Annotated in this window: 14 protein-coding genes and 3 pseudogenes; 6 read left to right on the top strand and 11 right to left on the bottom strand. The window is 66.3% G+C overall.

Annotation, left to right across the window (positions count from 1 at the left end; translation table 11 throughout):
* Positions 1–117: 117 nt before the first annotated feature.
* The 6 genes from OF829_RS02105 to OF829_RS02080 all read right to left on the bottom strand — a co-directional run bounded on the left by OF829_RS02105 (position 118) and on the right by OF829_RS02080 (position 4,716).
* Positions 118–768 carry a BON domain-containing protein gene (locus OF829_RS02105; RefSeq protein ID WP_264938291.1) on the bottom strand — a complete coding sequence of 217 codons (651 nt, stop codon included), beginning with the start codon at positions 766–768 and terminating at the stop codon, positions 118–120.
* A gap of 211 nt (positions 769–979) precedes the next feature.
* On the bottom strand, positions 980–1,762 hold the full coding sequence (locus OF829_RS02100; RefSeq protein WP_264938290.1) for a sulfite exporter TauE/SafE family protein: 783 nt from the start codon (positions 1,760–1,762) through the stop codon (positions 980–982).
* A gap of 1 nt (position 1,763) precedes the next feature.
* The gene (locus tag OF829_RS02095; protein WP_264938289.1) at positions 1,764–2,198 is read right to left on the bottom strand and encodes a TIGR01244 family sulfur transferase; all 435 of its coding nucleotides are present in this window, start codon (positions 2,196–2,198) and stop codon (positions 1,764–1,766) included.
* Positions 2,199–2,226: 28 nt separating this feature from the next.
* Positions 2,227–3,123, bottom strand: a complete 897-nt coding sequence (locus OF829_RS02090) for an MBL fold metallo-hydrolase (RefSeq protein ID WP_264938288.1) — start codon at positions 3,121–3,123, stop codon at positions 2,227–2,229.
* A gap of 61 nt (positions 3,124–3,184) precedes the next feature.
* Complete coding sequence (locus OF829_RS02085) at positions 3,185–3,388, bottom strand: YgaP family membrane protein (RefSeq protein ID WP_264938287.1); 204 nt, start codon at positions 3,386–3,388, stop codon at positions 3,185–3,187.
* Complete coding sequence (locus tag OF829_RS02080; protein WP_264938286.1) at positions 3,385–4,716, bottom strand: NAD(P)/FAD-dependent oxidoreductase; 1,332 nt, start codon at positions 4,714–4,716, stop codon at positions 3,385–3,387. The genes OF829_RS02085 and OF829_RS02080 overlap by 4 nt, the downstream gene beginning before the upstream one ends.
* A gap of 171 nt (positions 4,717–4,887) precedes the next feature.
* On the opposite strand from OF829_RS02080, the gene OF829_RS02075 reads away from it, so the two are divergent.
* The 3 genes from OF829_RS02075 to OF829_RS02065 are packed head-to-tail and all read left to right on the top strand — an operon-like array spanning position 4,888 to position 10,637.
* Entirely contained in the window at positions 4,888–5,883 is a 996-nt protein-coding gene (locus tag OF829_RS02075; RefSeq protein ID WP_264938285.1) for an efflux RND transporter periplasmic adaptor subunit, read from the top strand.
* Positions 5,880–9,101 (top strand): efflux RND transporter permease subunit, encoded by a 3,222-nt coding sequence (locus OF829_RS02070; protein ID WP_264938284.1) that lies wholly within the window; start codon positions 5,880–5,882, stop codon positions 9,099–9,101. The genes OF829_RS02075 and OF829_RS02070 overlap by 4 nt, the downstream gene beginning before the upstream one ends.
* A gap of 57 nt (positions 9,102–9,158) precedes the next feature.
* The gene (locus OF829_RS02065) at positions 9,159–10,637 is read left to right on the top strand and encodes a CYTH and CHAD domain-containing protein (RefSeq protein WP_264938283.1); all 1,479 of its coding nucleotides are present in this window, start codon (positions 9,159–9,161) and stop codon (positions 10,635–10,637) included.
* Between the two features lie 39 nt (positions 10,638–10,676).
* On the opposite strand, the gene OF829_RS02060 is transcribed toward OF829_RS02065, so the two are convergent.
* Positions 10,677–11,141, bottom strand: coding sequence for an NUDIX domain-containing protein (locus OF829_RS02060; protein WP_264938282.1), 465 nt, complete (start codon positions 11,139–11,141; stop codon positions 10,677–10,679).
* Positions 11,142–11,268: 127 nt separating this feature from the next.
* On the opposite strand from OF829_RS02060, the gene OF829_RS02055 reads away from it, so the two are divergent.
* The 3 genes and pseudogenes from OF829_RS02055 to OF829_RS02045 form a co-directional block, all read left to right on the top strand.
* A complete protein-coding gene (locus tag OF829_RS02055) occupies positions 11,269–11,934 on the top strand; it encodes a DUF998 domain-containing protein (protein WP_264938281.1) in 666 nt (221 codons plus the stop codon).
* Positions 11,927–13,270 (top strand): glycoside hydrolase family 130 protein, encoded by a 1,344-nt coding sequence (locus OF829_RS02050; protein ID WP_454877238.1) that lies wholly within the window; start codon positions 11,927–11,929, stop codon positions 13,268–13,270. Before OF829_RS02055 ends, OF829_RS02050 begins: the two co-directional genes overlap by 8 nt.
* Positions 13,271–13,425: 155 nt before the next feature.
* Positions 13,426–13,710, top strand: a pseudogene (locus OF829_RS02045) (TrbI/VirB10 family protein); the annotation flags it as partial.
* Positions 13,711–13,764: 54 nt separating this feature from the next.
* On the opposite strand, the pseudogene OF829_RS02040 reads toward OF829_RS02045, so the two are convergent.
* The 4 genes and pseudogenes from OF829_RS02040 to OF829_RS02025 all read right to left on the bottom strand — a co-directional run.
* A pseudogene (locus OF829_RS02040) lies at positions 13,765–14,133 on the bottom strand (nucleotidyl transferase AbiEii/AbiGii toxin family protein); the annotation flags it as partial.
* 107 nt (positions 14,134–14,240) lie between these two features.
* Positions 14,241–15,473 (bottom strand): annotated as a pseudogene (locus OF829_RS02035) (tyrosine-type recombinase/integrase).
* A 446-nt stretch (positions 15,474–15,919) separates the two neighbouring features.
* On the bottom strand, positions 15,920–17,083 hold the full coding sequence (locus OF829_RS02030) for an ATP-binding protein (RefSeq protein ID WP_264938280.1): 1,164 nt from the start codon (positions 17,081–17,083) through the stop codon (positions 15,920–15,922).
* A gap of 87 nt (positions 17,084–17,170) precedes the next feature.
* Positions 17,171–17,530 carry a carboxymuconolactone decarboxylase family protein gene (locus tag OF829_RS02025; RefSeq protein ID WP_264938279.1) on the bottom strand — a complete coding sequence of 120 codons (360 nt, stop codon included), beginning with the start codon at positions 17,528–17,530 and terminating at the stop codon, positions 17,171–17,173.
* Positions 17,531–17,596 lie beyond the last annotated feature (66 nt).

Genomic DNA, 17,596 nt, shown 5'->3' with positions numbered 1-17,596 from the left:
GCCTCGCCCCGCATCAGCGATCAAAGCCGGGCGATGTCTCGCAAGGATTCGGCCGTTTTGCCGTGAGCCGCATTTGGGATGTTTACGGAGTCGCGGCGTCTCGTCCGGCGCGGTCGGTCAACCGCCTGTCAGATGGCTTTCGACAGACCGGACGCCGGGGGCCTCCCGCACCGCCCGCTCTGCCGCGTCGCGACAAGCCGTGCCGCCGAGCATTCCGGCGAGCTGCACCACACCATCCTCGACCGCGATCTCGATCGCGGCTGCCTGCGCCTCGACCAGGCCTTCGAGGGCGGCCAGTATCCGGCCGCGCAGATCGGCCACGGAGGGCGGGCCTCGCGTCTCGATCCGGCAGGCAACGCCGGTGACCCCTGCAATGCGCGAGGTGGCGCTGCGTGCCGCCTCGCGTTCATAGGGCCAGTCGACCTCGCCGGTGAGCGTTACAAACCCCTTGTCGACCGCGACATCCACGGCACCCGTGGGCACCGCGGCGTCGAGGTCGAGGATCGCGTGTACGCGCGCCGCGATCGCCGCATCGTCGAGCGCGGGATCCACCGGCCGCACCGAAATCTTCTCGAAGACGCGGCGGACATCAGGAACCCGCCGTGCGGCGGAGGCGGCTGCCTCCCTCGCACCGACATTGGCGACGGAACCGGACAGTACCACCACGCCATCCTGAACCGCGACATGGATCGCGGAAGCGTCGATGCTATGGTCGCTTCCAAGTTCCCGGCGGACGTCGCGCAGCAATTGGGCGTCAGGTTGCAGCATGAGATATCTCCCGAGTGAAGGGAGGGAAAGCTCTAGCCTGCACGGACACTCGCCGGACCTCGTAAATGTCCGCACCCCGCTGCATGGCGACGGAGACTTCGTCACGCCCGGGGTTTCGTCGTCGTTTCCGGCCTCGTCACAATGCATCCGATCCCGGCTTCTTTGCCTTTCCATTCCGCCCATCGAGGCAGGAGCGCCGGGGTCGCTCGCTTCAGGCCAGGAGCGCGGGAATGCCGCGCCACAGCATATACCCGGCGACCAGGAAGATGATCCCTGCGAAGACCTTGACGAGGCTACCGGCCGCGGCGAGTCGCCGCCCTGCGATCGAACCGGCCATTCCACCGGCGATGCCCCCGGCAATGAACACGGCCGCGAGCGGCCAGTCGATCAAGCCGGACAGCGCGTAGTTGAGCGCCGTGGTCACCCCGAACGCGGCAACCGCGATCAGGGATGTGCCGACCGCGTTGATCATGGGCATGCCCGTGGAGGCGATGAGGCCGGGTACGATCAGAAACCCGCCACCGATCCCGAAGAAGCCGGAGAAGGCACCGGTGCCAAAGCCGAACCCCAGCACCTTGGGCGCATTGGTCCGATTGCACTGTACGTCCGGCATGTCCTCGGAGCTGCGCCTGCGAAGCATCAGCGCGCCGACGACGATCATCAGCAGCGCGAACAGCAGCAGCAGCTTCTGCCCGTCGATCGCCTTGCCCAACGTCGAGCCGGCAAGCGCGCCGAGCACGCCCGCCGCGGCGTACATGCCGCCACAGCGCCATTTGACGGTGCCGGCCCGCGCGTGGTTCACCAGCCCGGTCGCGGCGTTCGCGGCGACCGCCAGCGCGCTCGTCCCGATGGCGACATGGGCGCTGGGGACCCCGACCAGATAGACCATCAGCGGGACCGCCAGGATCGATCCGCCGCCGCCGACCAGCGCGAGTGTGAACCCGACCAGTCCGCCCGACAGCGCCGCGAGCAGATACTGGAGCGGCTCGAGCATTTCAGGCCTGGGTGGTCCCGGCGCGCGCCTCGATGCGCGGGGCGAGCGGGGTCAGGTCGTAACCGCATGCGCTCGCCTGGCGCAAAATCTCGTCGGTGGTGAGCCTGCCGGCCTGCGACAACGCCCACAGCGAAGTCGCGCGCATGCCCGACTTGCAGAAGGCGAGCGCCGGCTTGGCGCAAGCGCTCATCGCGTCGCGGAAGGCGTCGATCTGGGCGTCGCTGAACTGGCCCGGCACCACCGGTATGTGACGATATTCGAGGCCCGCCGCCTTGGCCGCGGCTTCCAGCTCGGCGCTGGAGGGTTGGCCCGGCTCTTCGCGATCGGGGCGATTGTTGACGATCGCGCGGAAGCCTGCCGCCTTGGCGGTGGCAATCGCGGCAGGCGTGATCTGGGTGGTGACGCTGATGCCGGGGGCGAGGGGCTTGGGAGTCATCGGGACCGCCTTTTCGCTGAGGTCGCGCTCAGAGCGCATCGATGGGAATTTTGAGGTAGCGAACGCCGTTCGCCTCGGGCTCGGGGAAGTGCCCGCCACGCATGTTCACCTGGATCGAGGGGAGGATCAGCCGCGGCATGCCGAGCGTGCGGTCGCGCGCGGCGCGCATCGCCACGAACTCGGCTTCACTCACGCCGTCATGGACGTGGACATTGGCGTCGCGCTCGGCGCCGACCGTGGTCTCCCACGCGTAGGTTTCGCGCCCCGGCGCCTCGTAGTCGTGGCACAGGAACAGCCGTGCGTCGCGCGGCAGCTCGAGCAAGCGGCGGATCGAGCGGTAGAGAGTCGCTGCGTCGCCACCCGGAAAGTCGGCGCGGGCAGTGCCATAGTCGGGCATGAACAGGGTGTCGCCCACGAACACTGCGTCGCCGATGACATAAGCGAGGTCGGCGGGGGTGTGCCCCGGAACATGGAGCACCGCGGCCTGCAGCTTCCCGATCGCGAAGGCGTCGCCGTCGTCGAACAGCCGGTCGAACTGCGAGCCGTCGCGCGCGAACTCGGTGCCGGCATTGAAGATCTTGCCGAACACCTCTTGCACGACCGTGATCGCGCGGCCGATCGCGAGCTGACCGCCGAGACGTTGCTGGAGCCAGGGCGCCGCCGAGAGATGGTCGGCATGGACGTGGGTCTCGAGCAGCCAGTCGACGGTCAATCCCTCGGCCTCGACATAAGCGACCATCGCATCGGCCGAGGCGTGCGAGGTCCGCCCTGAGGCGGGGTCGTAATCGAGCACCGAGTCGATGATCGCCGCGCGCCGCGTCGCGGGATCGTGGACGACATAGCTCGCGGTGAAGGTCGCCTCGTCGAAGAAGGCGCGTACCCGCGGCCGCGCCGAGGGGGCGTCCAGCGCAGAAGCGACGATCATGCCCGCCCGGTCGAGGGCACGGTCGCAGATTGGACAGGATCCCGTCTGGGCGGTCATCAGATCAGCGGAACGCATTGCCGGACCGTAGGCCGAGCGCCTTGAACAGCATCGCCGCCGGGCACCAGCCGGTGAACGCGGCCTGGATCATGTTGAGCCCGGCGAATGCCGACAGCGCGATCCACCAGGGATGGACGGCGAGCGACAGCGCGATGCCGAGCAGGACGACAAAGCCCGCGAAGACGAAGACGGCACGGTCAATGCTCATGGGTGAACTCCGATGCTGGGGTTGGTGGGCTTGGTACGGGTGGGACGGATCTTGAGCTTGCCGACGCCCATCATCCTGAGCGCGAGCTTCTCGTAAAATGGCTCGGCCTGGCCGTGGCGGATCTTGTAGAGGAAGTAGCGCTCGAACAGCACCTTGGCGCGGTGGACCCATTTGCCCTGGACCGCCCAGTTGACGTTGCGCGGCGGGATCTGCGGTTGGGCGACGAAGGCGACTCCGCCGTCGCCGAAGTCGGCGAGGCAGATCGCGTTCCAGCTCGCCTCGCTGTTGGGCTCGCGGCCCTCCACCTCCTCGGCGATGTTCTCGACGATCGCCGCCATCATGCTCTCGATCATGAAGCCGGTCTTGGGCACGCCCACCGGCACGGGGGTAGGACCGGTCGGCGGGATCGCGACGCAGACGCCGAGTGCGTAGACATTGGGGAAGGCGGCGTTGCGCTGGTGCTTGTCGACCAGGATGAAGCCGCGCGGATTGCTGAGGCCCTCGATGCCCTGGACCGCCGGCACGCCGCGGAACGCCGGGAGAATCATCGAGTAGCGGAAGGGAAGCGCGTGCGTCTTCGCCACCGACCCGTCGCCGGCGACTTCCTCGACATGCATCGTGCCGTCCTCGACCCTGGCGATGCGCGCGCTGGTGATCCATTTGATGTCGCGGTCGCGCATCCGGCTCTCGAGCATCGACTTGGTGTCGCCCACGCCGTCGAGGCCGAGATGGCCAATATACGGTTCGGCAGTGACGAACGTCATCGGCACCTGGTCGCGGATGCGGCGGCGACGGAGCTCGGTATCGACGATCATCGCGAATTCGTAGGCCGGGCCATAGCAGGACGCGCCCTGCGCGGCGCCGATCACCACGGGGCCGGGATTCTCGACGAAGCGGTCGAACGCTTCGGCCGCGCCTCCGGCATGCTTGCCGGTGCAGATCGACTGGGTGAAGCCTTCGGGTCCGAGCCCCTCGATTTCGTCGAACGCCAGCGCGGGGCCAGTCGCGATGACGAGATAGTCGTAGGTCAGGCTGGTGCCGTCGCCGAGTTCGAGGCGGCTCTCCTGCGGGTGGACGCGCTTCGCGCCCGCGGCGGAAAAGCCAATATCCTCGCGCGCGAAGACAGGGGGCAGACGCACCTGCACATCCGCGACGTCGCGCCAGCGCACCGCTACCCACGGGTTGGAGGGCACGAAGGTGTAGGTCTCGCTGTCGGAGACCGCCATGACCTCGGCGCGATTCCTGAGTCGCTCGCGCAAGGCGAAGGCAGTGAGGGTGCCGCCCAATCCGGCGCCCAGGACGATGATCCGCGGCTTTGCTTTCGGCATTTCGGTCACTCCTCGCGACGCACCGCGCGTCGGGCAAAATCAAGTTTCGGGAAGTTCGCGGGCCGTGCCCATAAGGAGTTTTCCCAATTCGGCGGACTGCCGCGGGCCGATACTTGCTGGTGGGAGATGCCAACCGCGGAAGCAATGAACATGCAGCAAAAGGGGTTGATCATGCTGGCCGCGCTGGCGCTCGCGGCGTGTGGCTCCGCCGACAAGGCCCTCCCGCCCCAGTCCGCCGCAGTTCAGGGCGAGCGCCTGACAGTGGTTCGCGCCGAGATCGCGCAGCTCAAGCCGCTCGCCGCCGAGATCGCGACGCGCGATCAGGCCGAGGCGCTGGTGCGGATCCCGGGGACGCTCGTCGAGCTGACCGTGCGCGAAGGCGACGAGGTCCGTAAGGGCCAGCTGATTGGCCGGGTGGTCGATACGCGAATCGCTTACGAAACCAACGCGCTCGCCGCGCAGGTGCGCGCCGCATCCGCGCAGGCGGATCAGGCCCGCGCCGACCTGGCCCGCGCCCAATATCTCTACGGCAAGGGCGTGGTCGCAAAGGCGCGGCTTGATCAGGCCCAGGCTGCCGCGCGAACCGCGGATGCGCAGGTGAAGGCGGCGCAGGCCCAGATGTCCGCGAGCGCCGAATCTTCGCGTCAGGGTGCGATCCTTGCCCCTGCGACCGGCCGCATCCTGCGCGCCGACATCCCACAGGGATCGGTGGTGGCCCCGGGCATGTCGGTCGCCACCGTCACCTCGGGTCCGCCCGTGTTGCGGATCGACGTCCCCCAATCGCTCGCGAAACAGTTGCGCGTCGGCACGCGGTTCATGATCCGCGACCAGGCGGGGCTTCCCGACGCTGCCGGCACGGTCACGCAGCTCTATCCGGCGGCCTCGGGCGGGCGGGTGCGCGCCGAGGCCGAGATGCCGCAGCTCGCCACCGATCTCATCGGCCGTCGCGTGTCGGTGCTCCTCGATGTCGGCAGCCGGCCCGGCATCGTCGTGCCCCGCCGCTTCGTTTCGACGCGCTACGGCGTGGATTACGTCGATGTTGCGGGCAAGGACGGCGTTACCTCAATGGTCGTCCAGACCGCACCCACCGGCGATCCGGCCACGGTCGAGATTCTGTCGGGCGTGGTGGCGGGTGACGTGCTCGTGGCGGGCAAGGCCGCGCGATGAGTCTCGGCATCTCCGGGAGGCTGACCCGCTCGACGATCCAGTCGCCGCTGACACCCCTGTTCCTGCTCGCGGCCATCGCGCTGGGCCTGCTCGCGCTGATCTCGATCCCGCGGGAAGAAGAACCCCAGATCAGCGTGCCGATGGCCGATATCCGCGTCGCGGTCCCGGGGCTGAGTGCCGCGGACGCGATCGAGCTGGTCGGCAAGCCATTGGAGACGATCGTCCGTTCGGTCGATGGCGTCGAGCATGTCTATACCCAGGCCGAGGATGACGGCGTGCTCGTCACCGCGCGCTTCCTCGTCGGCTCCGATCCCGATGACGCAGCGGTGCGCATCCACGAAAAGCTGCGCGCCAACTATGATCGCATCCCTGTCGGCATCGCCGAGCCGCTGGTCACCGTGCGCGGCATCAGCGACGTGCCGATCGTCGTGCTCACGCTCTCGCCGAGGGCCGGCGCCGCAAACCGTTGGGACGGCGCCTCGCTGCGTGACCTGGCCGAGCGTCTGCGCGCCGAGATCGCCAAGGTCGATGATGTCGGCCTCACCTTCATCACCGGCGGCGCGGCCGAGGAAATCCGCATCGCGCCCGACCCGGCCCGGCTCGCGCTCCATGGCGTGCCGCTGTCGGCGCTGTCCGACGTGGTCGGGCAGGCGAACCGCGCGTTCCCGGCCGGCAGCGCTCGCGAGAAGGGCCAGGCAGTGGCCGTCACCGCCGGCAGGACGCTGGCGCGCGCGGAGGATGTGGGCATGCTGACCGTATCGTCCGTGAACGGCGCGCCGGTCTATGTCCGCGATGTCGCCGACGTGACGCAGCAACCCCGCGAGGCGCAGACCCGGGTGGCGCGCTGGACGCGCAACGGCGGGCAGTGGAGCGCGGCGCCAGCGATCAGCATTGCGGTCGCCAAGCGTGCGGGCGCGAACGCGGTGACGGTTTCGGGTGCCGTGATCGCCCGGGCAGAGGCGCTCAAAGGCAGCCTCATCCCCCCGGGTCTCGAACTCGCGGTCACGCGCGATTATGGCGCGACCGCCAACGACAAGGCGAACGAACTGCTATTCCATCTCGGGCTGGCGACGCTTTCGATTGTCCTCCTGATCGGCTTCGCGATCGGCTGGCGCGAAGCGGGCGTCACCGCGATCGTCATTCCCACCACGATCCTGCTCACCCTCTTCGCATCGAACCTGATGGGCTACACGATCAACCGCGTCAGCCTGTTCGCGCTGATCTTCTCGATCGGCATCCTTGTCGACGATGCGATCGTGATGATCGAGAATATCGCGCGCCACTGGGGCATGCAGGACGGACGGAGCCGCATCGACGCGGCGGTCGATGCGGTCGCCGAGGTCGGCAATCCCACCGTCATCGCCACCCTCACGGTGGTCGCGGCGCTGCTGCCGATGCTGTTCGTCTCGGGGCTGATGGGGCCCTATATGGCGCCGATCCCGGTCAACGCCTCGGCGGCGATGATCTTCTCCTTCTTCGTCGCCGTGGTGATCGCGCCCTGGCTGATGATCCGCTTCGCCCGCAAGACGCTCGCGCACGGTCATGAGGCAGAGGGCGGCGGCAAGCTCGGCATGCTTTATGCCCGCGTCGCCCGCCCCGTGATCGCGACGCGCCGCAACGCCGGGATCTTTCTCGCGGCGGTGGGCGTGGCGACGCTGCTCGCCTGCTCGATGTTCTATTTCGAGCTGGTGACGGTGAAGCTGCTGCCGTTCGACAACAAGTCCGAAGTACAGGTGGTGATGGACCTGCCCGAGGGCACCAGCCTGGAGGATACGGGCCGGATGGCGGAGCAGGTCGCGGCGGTGGTTCGCACCTTGCCCGAGGCCTCGGCGATGGAGCTGTATGTCGGCACCTCGGCGCCGTTCAACTTCAACGGCCTCGTCCGACATTATTTCCTGCGCGACAAGCCTGAGATGGGCGACGTGATGGTGACCCTGCTTCCCAAGGACGAGCGCAGCCGGTCGAGCCATGAGATCGCGCTGGTCCTGCGCGAGAAGCTGAAGAGCCTCACCGTCCCCCCGGGCGGCTCGATCAAGGTGGTCGAGACGCCGCCCGGCCCTCCCGTGCTCGCGACGTTGCTCGCCGAGATCTATGGTCCCGACGAGGCGACGCGCCGGGCGACCGCGCGCGAGGTCGAGCGGCTGTTCAAATCGGTGCCCTATATCGTCGATGTCGATACCAGCTTCGGCCAGCCGCGTCCGCGGCTCAGGCTCGTCCCCGATCGCGAGAAGCTCGACTATTACGGCCTGTCCGAACGCGAGATGTTCGATTCGATCGGTCTGCTGCTCGGCAGCCGCACCGTGGGCTATGCGCCGCGCGGGGACGGGCGCACGCCGCTGCCGATCACGCTCGAGCTGCCGCAATCCGCGCGGCGGTGGGACCAGAGCCTCGCATCGACCCCCGTTGCTGTGGCCCGCGGCGCGGGTGCGGGCCGCCTCGTCGAACTTGGCGAAGTGGTCGATGCGATGACCGAACCCGGCAGCTATTCGCTGTTCCGCCGCAACGGTCTCGCCGCCGACATGGTCACCGCCGAGCTGGCCGGCACATACGAGGCGCCGATCTATGGCATGCTCGCCGTCCAGAAGGCGATCGACGCCAACGACTGGGCCGCGAAAGGGCTCACCAAGCCCGTCATCCGCCTAAACGGCCAGCCCGCGGACGAGAGCAAGCCGACATTGCTGTGGGACGGCGAATGGGAGATTACCTGGGTGACCTTCCGAGACATGGGCGCGGCCTTCGGCGCGGCCTTGCTGGGCATCTATTTCCTGGTGGTCGCGCAGTTCCGCAGCTTCAGGCTGCCATTGGTGATCCTGACGCCGATTCCGCTGACGCTGGTCGGCATCGTCGCAGGCCATATGCTCTTCGGCGCGCCCTTCACCGCGACGTCGATGATCGGCTTCATCGCGCTGGCCGGCATCATCGTGCGCAATTCGATCCTTTTGGTCGATTTCATCCGCCACAGCGGGAGCGACGGGAAATCACTCCGCGAGGTCCTGATCGAGGCGGGGTCGATCCGCTTCAAGCCGATCCTGCTCACCGCGCTCGCGGCGATGATCGGCGCGGGCGTGATCCTGACCGATCCGATCTTCCAGGGGCTGGCGATCTCGCTGTTGTTCGGGCTCGCCTCCTCGACCCTGCTCACCGTGCTGGTGATCCCGGCGATCTATGTGCTGCTGCGCGATGACGGCCGGATTGCGGGGGAGGCGGAGGCTGCATAGCGGATACGGCCCGAAGGGGCGTCGCCGCGGGGTGCCGTGCGCTAAAGAGGATGGGAGATGCCGACGCCCGAATTCACTGGTGACCCACGCGAGATCGAGCTGAAGTTCGATTATGACGGCCTCGACCGGGACCGTCTGCTGGCCGCGCTCGGCGCCTTGTCCCGCGCCGGTAGCGCGCACCAGCTGGTATCGACCTATTTCGACACTCCCGCGCGAGACATCGGCCGGGCCGGCTACACGCTGCGGGTGCGCCGGGACGGCGGGCGACGGATCCAGACGGTCAAGGCGGTGACTGCGGACGCCGGTTTGTTCCAGCGAGGGGAGTGGGAACATCCGGTCCGCGGGGATGTCCCGCGCCTCGACCACCATAGCGGACCACTGGCCGAGGTCCTTGACGCCGCGGTGCTCGGTCGCATCGCACCCGTCTTCGTCACGGACGTGCGACGAACCCTGTTCCGGTTCGATGACGCCGGTTCGGCGTTCGACGTCGCGGTCGATGATGGCGAGGTGCGAACGGCCGGAGGGGCAGAGAGGCTGTGCGAGGTCGAGCTCGAACTGCGCTGCGGGACGCCACGGGTGCTGTTCGACCTTGCGCGGTCGCTGAACGAGCAAGTGCCGCTGCGGCTGGGGGTCCGCTCCAAGGCCGAGCGGGGCTTTGCACTGGCCGACGACGAAAGGCCCGACGCATTCAAGGCCGAGCCGATTCAGCTCGATCCCGAGAGCGATGCCGCCGACGCGTTCGGCGCGATCGCACGGGCCTGCATCCGTCAGTTCAGGCTCAATGAAACCCGGCTATTGGAGACGGGCGCCGCCGAGGCCCTCCACCAGGCCCGGGTCGGGCTGCGCCGGCTTCGCTCCGCCTTCACGATCCACGCCTCCCTTCTCAGCCACGATCCCCGGACGGATTTGCTGCGTGCAGAACTGCGCTGGCTCGCCGCCGAATTGGGCGAGGTGCGCAATATCGACGTCCTCATTCCACGCGTCGGCCAGGAAGCGGGCGCGATGCTGAGAATGGAACGCGACCGGCTGTTCGAACATGTACGCGCCGAACTCGCCGGCGCGCGCACGCGGCTGTTGATGATCGACTTGACCGAATGGCTGACGGCGGGAGCGTGGCGAACCGAACCCGCGCACCCCGCGCGGCTGCACAGGGAGGTGGGCGCGTTCGCCCGCAACGTGCTCGAGAAACGATGCGGCCGCCTCCGCCGCCGGGGCGAGGGACTATCGAAAATGGATCGCGAACACTGGCACAGGGTCCGCATCGAGGCGAAGAAGCTGCGATATGCCAGTGAGTTCTTTGTTTCGCTCTACACCGGCGACAGAGATCGTCGCCGGCACAAACACTTTCTCCAGGCGCTCGAAGCGCTGCAGGACCAGCTCGGGGAGTTGAACGATCTGGTCGTCGGCCCTCAGTTGCTGGCGAAGCTGGGTATCGACGCGGAATTGCCGAATGCCGGCAAGCACGCCGTTTCTGGGCTGCTGGACCGCGCCGACAATGCCTTTCGGGCGTTGCTTCGGACCAAGCACTTCTGGTGATCCGCACATGGGAAAAGAGAAGCGGGTCGCGCCGTCCCTTCATGAGCCCCTCAGCAGACCTTCCAAAGCATCGATAAGCGGGCGCTGACTTGCCAGCATGGCCTGCCTTGCCGCATCGAGAGTCAGCCACCGCGCCGCCTCGATTTCGGGAAACGATCGAAGCGTCCCGCTGCCTGGCGGCCATTCCATTTCGAACTGGTTGCTGCTGACTGCCTCGGGATCGACATCCTGTTCGAGCGCGAAGGCTTCGACGGTCTTGCCGCCGCTCTGGCGAATGCGCGCGAGCGGCTGGGGTGTGCCGGCCAGCCCGATCCCCAGTTCTTCTTCGGTCTCGCGCCGCGCGGCGGCCAGCGCATCCTCGCCGTCCTCGATCAGGCCTTTGGGAATCTGCCAGGCGCCGGCGTCCTTGCGGGCCCAATACGGCCCTCCGGGGTGGACAAGCAGCACTTCGATGCCCGCCTCGCCGCGGCGGTAGAGGAGAATCCCGGCACTGCGCTGCGGCATCCTGTCACCCTCCTATGCCGGCCGAGGATAGGCCTGCCCGGCGCGCCAGCCGCTTCGTACTTCTACGCAGTGCGCCCCTCCGATCGCTGATGCAGCATGATGCGGACCTTCACCGGCCGCGGAGCCCATGATGCCCAGAACCGCCTTGCTTGTCTGCGGAATCCTGTCGTCGCTCGTCTACGCCTTCACCGATATTCTCGCGGCGCTGAGTTGGGAGGGCTACCATTATGCCTCGCAGGCGGTCAGCGAACTCAGCGCGGTCGGCGCGCCGACCCGGCCCTATGTCCTCCCGTCCATGGTCGCTTATGATCTGCTCGTGATCGCATTCGGATTTGGCGTGCGATCGTCAGCCGGAGCGAGCCATGCGCTCCGGACCACCGGTGCATGCCTGATCGTGATCGGCTTGGTGGGGCTCGCTGCGATCCTGTTCCCAATGCATCTTCGTGGCGCTGGGCGGACTTTCAGCGATACGATGCACATCGTACTGACAGCCGTGACGGTGCTGTGCATCGTCGCCGCCATCGGAACCAGCGCCAGAGCGTTCGGCAAGACGTTCCGCCTCTACGCGATCGCGACGATCCTGATCCTGGTGGTGTTCGGTGTTCTCACGGGACTCGATGGGCCTCGCGTCGGCGCGAATCTGCCGACACCCTTTCTCGGGATCACCGAGCGCATCAACATTGGCGCCTATCTTCTATGGACGACGGTTCTGGCGCTCCTGCTGCTGGGCACGCGCGCCGCCGGACGGGATGCGGATACCGGGCCTGCAGAGACCGTGATCCGCCGTGGCTGACGGCGTGGGACCCGCCGCCTTGCTCAGCGACCCGGCCGGTCAGGCAGGTCTCGCCAAGCGGCTGGACTTGATGCTGCGGCCCGAGCCGGCGCGCGTCGTGCTGAGGCCCTTCATCCCCGCCGAGAACGGATCTGTGGAGGGGCAGCACATGAAATCGCGTGCCGAGCGAATCCTGGACCGCGTGCTGGCGCTCGGCGAGCAGGACCTGCGAGTCGAGCTCGACCGAGCCGTCTCCAGCCTCGCCGACCGCCACCGCGATGTCGAGCGCCTGCTCCAGCGCCGCTTCTACGACATGAGCGACCGGTTTCTCGGTGGCAGGACCGTCAGCCCCGAGCAGGCGCTCCTGGCCGGCGCGTACTTCGCTGAGGAATATTCGTTCGAGGCGGCTGCGCTGTTCAATCCCAGCATCGTCCCGCATCCGGATCAGACGGGATTGCCCGCCGGCGCTGCACGCTTCGTATTATCGCTGCGCGGTGTCGGCGAGGGCCATGTATCGTCGATCAGCTTCCGGACGGGAGAAATCACCGCTGAGGGAAAGATCACCGTCAATCCCCCGAGCCGTTGGGCCACCTCGCCGACGATCGAAACCGTACCCGGCGGTGCGGCCGACGATCCCGGACTGAGGCTGTTCTATGGTCAGCACGACGATCTGTCGCAGGTCGTGATCTTCCCGATCAGCTTCCATCAGCGCCATGGAATCGAGGATCTTCGACTCGTCCGCTTCAGCGAAGAGGATGGGCACGTCAGCTATTTCGGCACCTATACCGCGTTCAGCGGCGAGGCGGTCCGCCAGGAGTTGCTGCGGACCGACGACTTCGTGACGTTCGAGCTCAATGCGCTACGCGGCAGGCTGAGCGCCACCAAGGGCATGGCGCTGTTCCCGCGTCGGATCGACGGCCGCTATGCGATGCTCGGGCGCCACGACCACGAGAATATCTGGCTGCTCAAGTCGAACGACCTGTACGCCTGGGACAGCGGCGAGATCATCGTGTCGCCCCGCTGGCCCTGGGAATTCGTCCAGATGGGCAATTGCGGCTCCCCGATCGAAATCGACGAAGGCTGGCTGGTCATCACGCATGGCGTAGGGCCGATCCGGAATTATTGCCTCGGCGCCTGCCTGCTCGACAAGAAGGATCCGTCGAGGCTGATCGCCCGTTCGACCCACCCGCTCATTCGCCCGGGCAGTGACACGCGCGACGGCTATGTTCCCAATGTCGTCTATAGCTGCGGCGCGATCGTCGTCGGGCGCACCCTGCTGCTGCCGTACGGAGTCGCGGACTCGTTCACTGCCTTTGCCAGCGTTCCGCTCGACCGGCTGCTTCTTTCGATGACCTGACGGCCCCGGCCCGCGGCCCGCCCACTTGATTCTGGCTGCCCGCGCCGCCATTTCAGATACTCCATCCGGCTCGAGACGACGATCGTCGACGCAGGCGCGAGAAGCGCCGCATCTTCCTCCTTCCGCCCGATCCAGAAACGCGGTCCCCGTTCGATTCTGCCGGCAGCGTCATATCGGCCAGCCTGATCACCGGGCTCCGGTCCGATCTTCCTGGTCTCGTCACGGCACAGGTGACCGAACGGGTCTATGACAGCCCCACGGGACGGATATTACTCATCCCGCAAGGCGCCCGCCTGGTCGGAAGCTATGACAGCGTCGGCGCGTTCGGGCAAAAACGCGCGCTGATCGTGTGGCAGCGGATCATTCTGCCCGACGGAAGCTCGCTTCGGATCGACAACGTTCCGGCGACCGACGCATCGGGTTACGCCGGCGGCGCGGAAGCGCAGTTTCTCGTGCGTGTGATAGGCTTCGGTGCCGATGAATGCTTGGACGTCCGAAGCATCGAGCAGGCAGTACACATCATAATAGTGGCGCATGAAGTTCGCTGGCATCTGACCGCTTTGCTGCTGCATGCGATATTTGGTCGAGATGGTCTGCAGCTTCTCCACCAGCGTGTAGCCCGGCTCGTAGCAGAGCACATCCGGCGCCCGATTGTCGGTCAGGCCTTCGAGGCCACTCGCGACAGCCTGCTCATATGCCCATGAGGTGATGAGACACGGCCGGTTCGGAGCAACCTGATCGAAGCCGGCTTCGAGCAAGATGCCAGTCTTGACGCCAGCTGGGAGCGCATTGAGCTCGGTGTACGGCAAGCGAATGCCCGCGCTCCTGAAATAGCGGACATCGTCAAATTCGGTGTCTCGCAGCGCTGGCTGGAAGCCAGGGATCGCGATGCGCTCAGCGAGATCGTCATAGAAGAGTTGGCGCGCTGCGACCTGAAATCCCCGGCCATCCGAGACGTGCCAGGCGTCGATCAGCCCCCGCGATCGGATCGCCTTCCGAACTCGACGGTCACGACTTTCCCACCCTCGCGGAGTGCGTCGAGATAGTCGGACCAGTGCTGCATCATCTGCACGCGCTCATCCCAATACTGCCCGCGGGCATAGGCACGGCGCACGCCGTTGTTCTCCATGTGCGCGAGTTGCCGCTCGATCGCGTCCGGGTTCCAGATGCCCATTTCGTTGAGCAGCGTCGCCGCCATTGCCCGGAAGCCGTGCGCGGTCATCTGGTCCTGGCCGAACCCCATGCGCCGGAGCGCGAAGGTGACGGTGTTCTCCGACATCGATCGCTTCCACGTGTGGAAGGCCGGAAAGACATAGGGGCTGTGGCCAGTGAGCGGGCGCAGTTCCCCGAGGATCGCCAGCACCTGGCGCGACAGCGGCACCTTGTGCGGCCAGCGCATCCTCATCTTCTCGGCGGGGATCGACCAGACCGAGCGTTCGAAATCGAACTCCGACCATTCCGCCCGCCGAAGCTGCCCGGCGGGACGAACACATGGGGCGTCATCTGGAGCGCGAACTTGGTGATCGCCTGACCGGAATACTCCTCGATCGCACGCAGCAGCTCGCCGGCTTCCTTGGGCGTCGTGATCGCGGCAAAGTGCTTCGTCTTGGGGACGACGATCGCGCCGCGGAGATCGGCGGCCACGTCCCGCTGGCAACGGGCCGTCGCGATCCCGTACCGGAAGACGCGGCTGATGACGCTGCGCATGCGCCGGGCGCTTTCATAGCGCCCCGTCGCCTCCAGCTTGCGCAGGACGACGAGCACCTCCTGGATGCCGGATCTGGTTGATCGGACGCGCCAAGGACCGGATGGCCTTGTCGAGCAGCTACCGCACCTTCTCGAGCGTGATCTCGGCGCGACCCTCCCGCTCGCACTTGAGCACCCATTCCTCGGCGATCGACTTGAAGGTGATGTTGGAGTCGATCTGCGCGCGAATCTTCTTCAGCTTTTTCTCCGCAAGCGGATCGAGGCCTTCGGCGACCTGCGTGCGCGCCGCGTCGCGCCTCTCGCGAGCCGCCGCGAGACTCACATCCGGCCATACGCCGAGCGCCAGAGTCTTTTGCTTGCCTAGATAGCGATAGTGCATGCGCCAGTATTTCCCGCCGTTGGGCATCACCAGCAGGCGGAGCGCGCGCTCGTCGGTGAGCTTGTAGGGCTTGGCCTTCGGCCGGGCATTCGCGACTGCGAGAGCGGTCAGGGACATGTTGGTATCTCCGTCCAAAAACCGGGCAGATCGAAGACCCCAAAAAATACCAACAATCGATGGTATCTGTGGGTGGATCGGCCCGAACCACGTCGGACGAGATAGCAGGGAAAGCGCTTATTTTCGAGCCACTTACGGGACGTTGGCGGACGTCCATGGACTGGAAAATGGTGCCAGAAGAGTACTCAATAGTTTAAGTTAAACTATTGAGTAGATTGGGTAATGTAAGATTTGATTTTGAAGATGGCCCGAAATATGACCCAACAAATATGAGATAGTAGGGGTTCGAGTCTTATTGGCATCGCATGATTACTGTTGAGACCGTACATAATTCCCGCCATAGGCGCAAATTGTTTATTGGAGTTCACGCAATGACACGGCAAAATCGAGTGGGCGCCAAGCCGAAGAGAAGGGTGGACGGTCTCCCGACGCATTCGATCCCGATCTCAGCTTCCGAGCAATGCTGCGCCCGCGGCTTGAAGTGGCATGACCTCGATCCCCTCGCGTAGCGGATAGCCTTCCGATCCGGGGTAGATCACCATGCGCCGCTCGGGCTTCAGATCCAGGCATGCCTGATGGAAGCCGCGTTCCACGGTCGGAGTGAGGCTTCGCTTGATTTCCACTGCCCAGACCGCTCCGCCCGGCAACGTCAGCAGCAGGTCGATCTCCGCGCCAGCCGCGGTACGGTAGAAATTGGCTCGGCTTCCCTCGGGCGCGGCCGCAATCATCGTCTCGATGACGAAACCTTCCCAGCTCGCACCCGCAACCGGATGGCCGAGCACATCCTCCAGCGTGGCAAGGCCCAGCAGCGTGTGGACGAGGCCACTGTCGCGAACGTAGATTCGCGGCGATTTGACCAGCCGCTTGCCGGTATTGGCGTGCCAGGGCTCCAGCCGCCGGACCAGCAGCAGATCGACCAGCAGGTCCAGATAAGCCGCGACGGTCTTGCCGTCGACGCCGAGCGCGCGCGCGAATTCGGCGGCATTGAGGAGGCTCGACTGGTGATGCGCGAGCATCGTCCAGAAGCGCCGCAACGTCTCGGCCGGGACACGCGGCCCGAGCATCGGCACATCGCGCTCTAGATAGGTGCGGATGAAGTCCTGGCGCCAGCGCTGGCTGAGCCGTTCGTCCGCGGCGAGGAAGCTGTCGGGAAAGCCTCCGCGGCTCCACAGTTCGGGAAGGTCCTCCGCCGCGACTTCCAGGCCGTCGACCGGCCCCATTTCGAGATAGCTGATTCGTCCCGCCAGACTTTCCCCGGATTGTCGAAGCAGGTCCAGCGAGGCCGATCCAAGCAGCAGGAAGCGGCCGGCACGCAATCCCTTGCGCCTTCCCTCATCGATGAGGCCGCGCAAATTCTGGAACAGGCCGGGCAGGCGGTGAACCTCGTCGAGGATCACGAGCTTGTCCGCCTGGCTTGCGAGATAGAGCTCCGGCTCCGCCAGCCGTGCACGATCCGCGTCGGATTCGAGATCGAGATAGAGCGAAGGGCGCTCTGCACCGATCATGCGTGCCAGTGTGGTCTTGCCCACCTGGCGCGGTCCAAGCAGCGCGACCGCGGGTGCCGAGTCCAGTCTTTCGACTAGGTCGGTCGCTATGCGACGTCCGATCATCCTTGCATTTATGGAGTATAACTCCAGATTTGCAAGGATTCCGCACGGCGATGTTGGCAACCAGATCCGCGGGGCCTTATTCCCGCTTCATGCCGAATCACGCCGGGTCACATCGCGAATCCAGGTCAGCGCTCGGATCGCGCGCGGCCAGCCAAGCGTGGTGATTGCCAGATAGGCGACATGCTCGAGTTCCTCGGGCGTCAATCCCTCGGTCAGCCCGCGCCGACAGTGCGAATGTGTCGCGCCCTCCGAATCGGCACCGATCGCGAGCGCAAGATTGACCAGGCGGCGCGTGCGTTCGTCGAGCGGCCCGGCGTCGCTGGCCGCTGCACCCAGTCGTTGAAAGGCCTCCCATAGCTCAGGCTTGTCGCGAGCCACGCCGCCGGCCGCGCCGGGCAGCCTCACTTCCGGAGCATCAGTAAGCTCGCTCGGTCTGATCTGCGTCATGGTTGCGCTCCTCGCTCGCGTCGGCTTGCTGGCATCGCGTCGCGACGCTTCAAGCTTGCGGCGAAG

This window comes from Sphingomonas caeni, from assembly GCF_026013415.1.
GTDB lineage: Bacteria > Pseudomonadota > Alphaproteobacteria > Sphingomonadales > Sphingomonadaceae > Sphingomonas > Sphingomonas caeni.
The sequence above is the reverse complement of the archived record's forward strand: the minus strand, read 5'-3'. Positions and strand labels throughout refer to the sequence as shown.